Origin of the sequence: Halomonas sp. 3D7M (genome assembly GCF_014897885.1) — a bacterium.
Classification (GTDB): domain Bacteria; phylum Pseudomonadota; class Gammaproteobacteria; order Pseudomonadales; family Halomonadaceae; genus Vreelandella.
Map to the genome: position 1 here is coordinate 76,764 of NZ_JABUZF010000035.1, position 5,260 is coordinate 82,023.

The following is a 5,260-nucleotide window of genomic DNA, read 5'->3' on the forward strand; positions in this document are numbered from 1 at the left end:
CGCCTGCCAGTGCCAGCACACCAATCAATAACGATAGCGCTGCCATTTCTGCCAGCACGCCAGTACCAAAGCTAGCCATACGCTGGTAGATCAGTGTCGGTAACACGTAGTAGCCCGCAGGAATCCCCAGCATGGCAGGAATGCCGAAGTTGCCCAGGCTAGAAATAAACGCCATCGCCGCTCCGGCAATTAAACCGTGCCGAGTGACTGGCAAAATAATCTGCCCCCAGACTTGGGTCTGGCGCGCGCCGCTGATGCGGGCTGCTTCGATAAGCTCGCGGGGGAGTGAGATCAGTGAGGTGCGCAGCGCTAAAAAGACCAGCGGTGCGCTTTGAATTCCCAGCAACAGCGCAATGCCTTCCGCTGAGTAGAGCGGCTGAGGGCTGCCCAGTGGCGGTGCCATACCAATGCTTTTCAGCAACGGGCTGGCGGGGCCGAACAGCTGTAGCCAGCTCAGCGCCGTCACTTGGGGAGGAATCATCATCGGCAGCATAAAGCAGAACACAAGCCACGCTTTGCCACGGATGTCGGTCAGCGTAATCACGAAGGCGAATAGGCTACCCAGCACCAGCGCAATCAACATGCCAAGGCCCGAGGTATACACACTGTGCCACAGCGCTCGCCAAGTACTCGCTGCGTTAAGCACCTTCCATAGCGGTGATTCGCTGCCCTGGCCAAGGTCACTAAGTGCCTCAGCCAGTAGCCGCAGGCTAGGCGCTAGGCTTAATAGCACCACCGTGAGTGTGATTAGGCTGAGCAGCCAGCGGTGCTGGCTGCCAACGTTAAGCGACGGTGTCATGGTTAGCCGCCAAACAGGTCGCTAAAGCGCTGCTTCAACGTCTCTTCCTGCTCCAGTGCTTGCTCAATATTGATCGGCATTAGCTGGATAGCATCACGAGCGGGAAAGCCTTCAGGCGGTGCAACAGCCGGGTGGGCAGGCAGGTAGCCTTGCTGGCTGACGAGTTCCTGGCCTTGTTGAGAAAGCACGAAATCGACAAATTTCTGCGCGGCGTCCGGGTTGTTGGCACCCTGCATGATTGCGACAGGCTCGGTGACCGCACTAACGCCCTCTGCAGGGAAGACAAACTCAACCGGCGAGCCCTTGGCGGCCTCGCGAATCGGCAGGAAATCCACCACGATGCCGTAGGGCTTCGTGCCTGAGGCAACGGCATTGAACACGCCGCCATTCCCGCCCTGAGCTTCTGCACGATTAGCTTGCAGCGCCTCGTAGTAGCCCATTCCAAGGTCGGGGTTGTCGCTCAGCGCTGCCATATGAATCAGCGCTGCGCCGGAATAGAGCGGGCTTGGCATTGTGACAAGGCCTTCATAGTCAGGCCCCGTCAGATCTTGCCAACGCTGCGGCTGATGCTCGGCAGCGGTGTTATACACAATCCCTGTGGTGATCAGTTTGGTGCCGTAGAAGTAGCCTTCCGGATCGTATAGCGCCTCATCATAAGCCTCCCGCTCTGGGCTGAGGTAAGCCTGCAAATGGCCCTCCTGCTTGAGTGAGGTCATGGTCATGCTGTCAGCAATTAATAGTACGTCTGGGTTGCTGACACCCGCGGAAAGCTCTGAGCGTAGGCGAGTCATCAGGCGAGTGGTGCCATCGCGTACCCACTCCACCTCAATATCAGGATAGGCGGCCTGAAAGGCATCCACGGTTTGTTGGGCATCGCTATTCGGTTGGCTGGTATAGAGCACCAATTTGTCATCAGCGAGCAGTGACGACGATAGAGCAAAGCTTGCAAGCGTAACGGCAGTGCACAGTGAGCGCTTCAACATCGTAAAACCTCCAGTAGGTGAACACTGATCACACTACTGTCATCGCCTTACAACATCGTGACACTACGCTTTCGTTTGATGGCGGTAGGCTTTCGCCTGTCAAAAAAAGGCTTTCGTTACTAAGGTGGTCGCCAACGTGAAGAAAATAATAGGATTAAACGAGCGCCGCCGTGCCGTGTTGGCACAGGTGCGCCAGCAAGGTCGCCAGCCCCTGGAATCGCTAGCTGGCCAGTTTGATGTGTCGATACAAACACTGCGTGGGGATGTTCGTGTCTTGGCTGAGCAAGGGCTGGTATTGCGTCGCCACGGAGAAGTGTTGCCATTTCCCGATCAGGAGAATATTGGCTACGATCAGCGCCAAATCGTTAATCAAGCGGGTAAGCGTCAGATTGCCCGCCAGGCCGCTTCGCTGGTTCAGCATCACCAATCGCTATTTTTAGGTACGGGCACTACGGTAGAGCAACTGGCTGACGCCTTACGCGATAAGCAAGGTCTGCAGATTATGACCAATAACCTGCACGCACTCATCAAACTGTGCACCATGGAATGCGAGCTGGTGGTAGCGGGTGGGCGGGTACGGCGGCGTGATCAAGATGTGATTGGCGGCGATGCCTGGCGCTTCTTTCAACGCTACCGGGTGGATGTCGGCATTGTCTCAGTGGGCGGCATGGACAGTGATGGCCATTTATATGACTACAATGATGACGAAGTTATGGCCCGCGAAGCGCTGCTATCCCATGCCGCCTATCGCATTCTGGTGCTGGATAAAACCAAATTCGACCTACCGCTGCGCTGTGCCGCTGGCCAGCTTGCTGACTATCATGCGGTGATTACTGATAGCCCGCTACCGGATAGGCTGCGCAGCCCGCTGGCCGCGAGAGGAGTGCGATTTTTAAGCTAACGATGAGACATCTTAAGCATCGTGATCAGTATCGGGTAACTGCTTAAAATAGACGTAGCGGTGTAAACGAATCGCTGGGCGTATCAAGAGCTGTACACTACCAAGCACAAATAACCATACGCCGACGGTCAGTATCGTGCCGCTGTAAAAAAAGCAGATGCTGCCGATAGTAAACCAAATGCCAATCATGAAGTCGTTCATTATGCTTAGTACTTCATAACGACGGTGAACGATTAGCTCGCGATGACCAATAGTAAATGTCCAATCGTTTGTTGATGGGTCTTGCTGACGCTGCATCGTGCTCTCCTTGTCGTCGGTTGCTGTGCTAATCGTGTTATGACAGTTTCGCTACGCTTGCGTATGAAGGTGTTTGACAACCATTCCCCAGTGTGACAAATAAAAACGCATTTTTCGTGAGGAATAAAATGGTGGCACACGAACAGGCCTATCAAGCGTTAGAGGTAGATACTCTGGCCCAGCGGTTGGGGAGTGTCGAGGCAGTGGCAAGCCGAGTGGGCGCCAACCCTGAGCAGTGGCAGATCCGCGAAGTAGGGGATGGCAATCTCAACTTGGTATTCATTGTATCGGGGAGTGCGGGAAGTGTGGTGGTAAAACAAGCGCTACCCTATGTGCGTATGGTCGGTGAGAGCTGGCCGCTGCCACTTTATCGCGCCCACTTTGAGTATTACGCCCTGGTACGCCAAGCCCAGCGTGCGCCGGGCATCGCCCCTGAGGTGTTCTATTTCGACAAGCCCCAAGCGCTGATTGTCATGGAGTACCTTTACCCGCACACGATTCTGCGTCGCAAACTGATCAGCGGTGAGCGGGTTGCTCAGCTTGGCGAAACCATCGGTGAATTCTGTGCGCGCATGGCGTTTCGTGGCTCGGAACTCTCCTTAAGCAGCCCCGAGAAGAAAGCCGACGTGGGGCTGTTTTCAGGCAACGTGGCGATTCCTGCGATTACCGAATCCCTAGTGTTTACCGACCCCTATTATGGCGCCGAAATGAACCGCCATACGCCAGAGCTTTCGCCGGTAGTGGATGAACTGCGCCGTAATGCGCGCTTAAAAGCTAAAGTGCAGCGGTTGTTGATGAAGTTCACTGCGAACACGGAAACCATGTTGCACGGTGATTTGCACTCTGGGTCAATTATGGCCACTGAGTCGGATGTGCGGGTGATTGATCCCGAGTTTTCCCAGTATGGCCCAATGGCCTTTGATCTAGGCATGGCCGTTGCCAACTTCCTGATGGCCTATTTCAGCCAGCCCGCCCACCGCCAAGCCGATGAGCTTGATGCCTACCAAGCGTGGATTCTTGACGTGATTGAAGCGTGCTTTACCCGCTTTGATGCCGAGTTCCGCCACCTGTGGCAAACCGAACGCACCGGTATTCTGTTCCCCCGGGCGCTGTTTGAAGCCCAGGGAAACAGTGCCGATGACGCCTGCGATGCGCTGCTTGAAGAGATTCGCCTGGATGCACTAGCTTATTGCGGCATTGAAATGCACCGTCGAGTTTTATCGTTGGCCCATAACGCTGACTTTGAAGAGATCGAAGACACCGCGCTGCGTGCCAAGCTTGAAGCACGCAATGTGCTGATGGGCCAAGCGCTAATAATGGAGCCGGAGGCCTATCGTGAGCTTACCGCACTGGCGGATTTAGCCAGGGCGTATAACCAGCAAGAGGTGTTGTAAGAGCCCAATAAAGGAGGCAGCGTTAGCGCTTCGCACGCTAACGCTGCCTCCTACCATTCACAACTTACGATTCACCATTCACAACTTACAGCTGATCCAGGCGATCAAATTTCCCGGCGATATCGCTCTCTGTCCAGTGAGGCACCCAGCCTTCCACGTTATCGAAGAAGCGCAGTGCAGTGAATTCTGGCGCTGGGCCCATATCAAACCAATGGGGTGTGTTCGCGGGTACGCTGATCAGATCGTTGCGGGTACACAGCACCTGATACACCTTGTCTTCAATATGCAGGCAGAAAAGCCCCTGGCCTTTAACGAAGAAGCGCACTTCGTCTTCGTGATGGCGGTGTTCGTTTAAGAACTTCTGGCGCATAGCGTCTTTGTCTGGGTGCGTGGGCACCATGTGCAGCACATCGACGGTTTGATAGCCGCCGATGGCCTTTACCCGGTCGATGTCGTCTTGATAAAGCGCCAAAATATCTTCCTGGGTGGCGTCGTCGGCAATCTCGCCCGGCGTTGCCCAGCGCTCAAACAACACCCCCACCTTGTTCAGCTCAGCAGTCATCTGCTCGCCGTCAGTGATGTCTAGCAGGGCATCGTTAGGGTTCTGATCAGCAAATACTTTCAGTTGCGACATTCTAGGCTCTCCTAAAGCGCAATTTCATCAAAGCGGGTAACGCACGCGTGGCTATTGCCCGCCTGGGTGCCTTCGCGAACTAACTGTAGGGTTTGCATGCCCGCCTGCTTGGCGGCGTCCAGCTCTTCGACTACGTCCGATAAGAACAGCACCGCTTCCGGCGGTAGGTCAAGCTCAGCGATAATTCGCTGATAGGCCGTGGCTTCGCGTTTATGGCCAATATGGGTGTCGAAGTAGCCGCTAAACAGGGGG

Annotated in this window: 7 protein-coding genes (1 of these 7 running past the window's edge); 2 read left to right on the forward strand and 5 right to left on the reverse strand. The window is 55.2% G+C overall.

Features of this window, described 5'->3' with window-relative positions:
• Both INT22_RS20145 and INT22_RS01075 read right to left on the reverse strand, forming a co-directional pair.
• Nucleotides 1–799, reverse strand: a 799-nt coding sequence (locus INT22_RS20145; protein WP_226912311.1) for an ABC transporter permease, incomplete at its 3' end; no start/stop codon positions are given.
• A 2-nt stretch (nt 800–801) separates the two neighbouring features.
• Nucleotides 802–1,782 (reverse strand): ABC transporter substrate-binding protein, encoded by a 981-nt coding sequence (locus INT22_RS01075; protein ID WP_193060082.1) that lies wholly within the window; start codon nt 1,780–1,782, stop codon nt 802–804.
• Between the two features lie 145 nt (nt 1,783–1,927).
• Between INT22_RS01075 and INT22_RS01080 the strand changes: the two genes are divergently transcribed.
• Complete coding sequence (locus INT22_RS01080) at nt 1,928–2,683, forward strand: DeoR/GlpR family DNA-binding transcription regulator (RefSeq protein WP_319021976.1); 756 nt, start codon at nt 1,928–1,930, stop codon at nt 2,681–2,683.
• Nucleotides 2,684–2,695: 12 nt separating this feature from the next.
• On the opposite strand, the gene INT22_RS01085 is transcribed toward INT22_RS01080, so the two are convergent.
• On the reverse strand, nt 2,696–2,980 hold the full coding sequence (locus INT22_RS01085; RefSeq protein ID WP_089040686.1) for a YrhK family protein: 285 nt from the start codon (nt 2,978–2,980) through the stop codon (nt 2,696–2,698).
• Nucleotides 2,981–3,108: 128 nt separating this feature from the next.
• Here INT22_RS01085 and mtnK point away from each other — a divergent pair, with 128 nt between their 5' ends.
• Nucleotides 3,109–4,374 carry an S-methyl-5-thioribose kinase gene (gene mtnK, locus INT22_RS01090; protein WP_226912312.1) on the forward strand — a complete coding sequence of 422 codons (1,266 nt, stop codon included), beginning with the start codon at nt 3,109–3,111 and terminating at the stop codon, nt 4,372–4,374.
• A gap of 85 nt (nt 4,375–4,459) precedes the next feature.
• Here the strand turns inward: mtnK and INT22_RS01095 are convergent, their stop codons facing one another.
• Nucleotides 4,460–5,008 carry a 1,2-dihydroxy-3-keto-5-methylthiopentene dioxygenase gene (locus tag INT22_RS01095; RefSeq protein WP_193060083.1) on the reverse strand — a complete coding sequence of 183 codons (549 nt, stop codon included), beginning with the start codon at nt 5,006–5,008 and terminating at the stop codon, nt 4,460–4,462.
• An 11-nt stretch (nt 5,009–5,019) separates the two neighbouring features.
• Nucleotides 5,020–5,260: the 3' end of an acireductone synthase gene (mtnC, locus tag INT22_RS01100; RefSeq protein WP_193067506.1), read on the reverse strand. Its footprint extends 470 nt past the window's final position; only the last 241 of its 711 coding nucleotides appear in the window; its start codon lies off the right edge, out of view — the gene reads right to left on this strand; the stop codon is at nt 5,020–5,022.

Coding starts and splice junctions, on each gene's coding strand:
- INT22_RS01075 (WP_193060082.1), bottom strand. CDS start 1,782: ATGTTGAAGCGCTCACTGTGCACTGCCGTTACGCTTGCAAGCTTTGCT.
- INT22_RS01085 (WP_089040686.1), bottom strand. CDS start 2,980: ATGCAGCGTCAGCAAGACCCATCAACAAACGATTGGACATTTACTATT.
- mtnK (WP_226912312.1), top strand. CDS start 3,109: ATGGTGGCACACGAACAGGCCTATCAAGCGTTAGAGGTAGATACTCTG.
- INT22_RS01095 (WP_193060083.1), bottom strand. CDS start 5,008: ATGTCGCAACTGAAAGTATTTGCTGATCAGAACCCTAACGATGCCCTG.